General features: G+C 44.0%; 3 protein-coding genes. 2 read left to right on the top strand and 1 reads right to left on the bottom strand.

Annotated elements, in window-relative coordinates:
* Nucleotides 1-343: hypothetical protein (locus VZT47_RS10145; RefSeq protein WP_330224842.1), on the top strand; the 343-nt coding region annotated here is incomplete at its 5' end.
* Between the two features lie 5 nt (nt 344-348).
* On the top strand, nt 349-561 hold the full coding sequence (locus VZT47_RS10140) for a hypothetical protein (RefSeq protein ID WP_330224841.1): 213 nt from the start codon (nt 349-351) through the stop codon (nt 559-561).
* A 1,143-nt stretch (nt 562-1,704) separates the two neighbouring features.
* Here VZT47_RS10140 and VZT47_RS10135 read toward each other — a convergent pair.
* On the bottom strand, nt 1,705-2,020 hold a 316-nt coding region (locus VZT47_RS10135), incomplete at its 5' end, for a hypothetical protein (RefSeq protein ID WP_330224840.1).

Below are 2,020 nucleotides of genomic sequence, written 5' to 3'. Positions count from 1 at the left end.
AGAATGGGACAAGATACTTGATCGTATGATCTTCCTTTGGCGGGAGACCGATGAAGAAACTTGCTCCAAGAAGAATCCATATGAGGAAGAGCATCGAAAGGCTTACGAAGAATTCGACGCTAAATATGGGATGCTTGGAGAAGGTCTTTTAACAGACGAAGAAAGAGAAGAGTCTAAAAAAGGCCGCGGCACCCGAGTGCATTTCATGAGCGAGCTGCCGGAATACAAGGAAATATCGGAAAAATATGAAGCCGCAGAACGGGAGCTGGCTACTTACAGGGATAAGTGTAAGGACGAAGCTATGGACCTTATGAAGCGGTATTTCTGGGATTTGTGGGACTAAAGAAAATGACATGGGATGATTATAAAAACCGCATGAAAGCCTCTGATCCAGTTGCTGGAGAGGTTATCAAAGAAGCAGAAGAGCTTGCACGCGTGGCTTGCCCTTCACTTGAGGAATTTGATGCAGTGATGGCAGAGTCGCAGCACTACGCGGCAGAAGCCGGAATGACGGAACATGACATTTCAGACGCGATCAGGGCAGTGAGAAGCAGGCAGTAAGAAGCAGGCAGTGAGAAGCAGGCAGTGAGAAGCAGGCAGTGAGAAGCATGCAGTAAGAAGCGGGCAGTAAGAAGCAGACGGAAATAATAAATTGATAACAACTGGGAATAACGATGAATAAGATTTATCAAGCGAGGACTGGCCTGGGGCTCTCCAGGGGCTATGTCGCGAAGGCTGTGGATTAAGCGAAGAAGAACTCCAACAGGTCGAAGAAGGCAGCATAGGCCCTTCAGAAAGCCTCCTGACGAGGCTCAGCGGGCTTTTCCACCTGCCGGTTGAATACTTTACGGATGAGGCCTTTCCTGATGGCCAGAACGGGTTCTCAGGCGAAGACAATATTACTGAACATGATCGCCAGGAGATAGAGAACCTTCAGCATTTTAAGAAGAACCTTTCCGCTGCAGAGGCAATGAAGATCTTTCAGCAGCAGATGCGTGGAGCGGCAGGGAAGGCAGGATTTAAATCAGAGGAAGATGTCGCTGACTGGATCACGGCGGGCAGAAGAAATGAATAAGAAATATGAACGTTCAAAACAGAGGCAGCGTTGGCAAAATGAACGTTCAAAACGGCAGAGGAAAGTTGCCGAGCTGGTCTGAAGCAAATAATATGAATGTTCATATTGCTTTATCGTCATCTCGTCGGAGCTTTTCAGGACTTCTCAAAATGAACGTTCATATTGCCATAAAAAGCCAATTTCTCGATGAACATTCATTTTGAAAGTATATTTTGAAAGTACATAATTTTATTTCACACAATAAAAAATGAACGTTCAAATATTACTCCCGGTCATCCGGGAAAATATGAACGTTCAAAATGAAAAACAGCTCGATTATGTACTTTCAAACTGTGTTTCAGGCACACATTAGTCCGAAATGGACTTTCAGATTTCAAAATTCTTTAATATGAACGTTCAAAACGCATGACGCCGGGGATTTCCCATAAGATTTGAACGTTCATCTCAAAGTACATAATTTTTCCGATATGAACGTTCAAAACGGAAAATATGAACGTTCAAATCACAAAGGAACTAGACCTTCGAAGATCAGAAAACGAGGGCTGGTTCCTCTTTTTTTTCCCGAAATGAACGTTCAAATTTCATATTTTGGGGAATTTGGGCAAATGAACATTCAAAATCGAATCCATCTACCGCAGGTTAGCAGCAAAATAGCAGTACGGCTGCCAGAGGGGTGGGTTTTGAGATTTAGGGGTCAAAAGGCAAGGGCTTGCACGATATACCACAAAATAATAAGAGCACGTCCTGTCTACTGAACAATAACCCTCCGCCAACCTATCATTAGGAAGCTTATTGAAAAGGGCTATTAATGCTTTTAATGCATACAGATGTTCCAGGGCAAGAGAACGCTCCGAAGCTGCATAGTGACTTATTATAGCATCAACGATAACGTCATCGCTCACAGAATAAAGTGTGGACACAAGTCCCATTCCGTTTTCACCAGGT

Origin of the sequence: Dialister sp. (genome assembly GCF_036343215.1) — a bacterium.
Classification (GTDB): domain Bacteria; phylum Bacillota; class Negativicutes; order Veillonellales; family Dialisteraceae; genus Dialister.
This window is presented reverse-complemented; position numbering and strand designations above follow the sequence as displayed.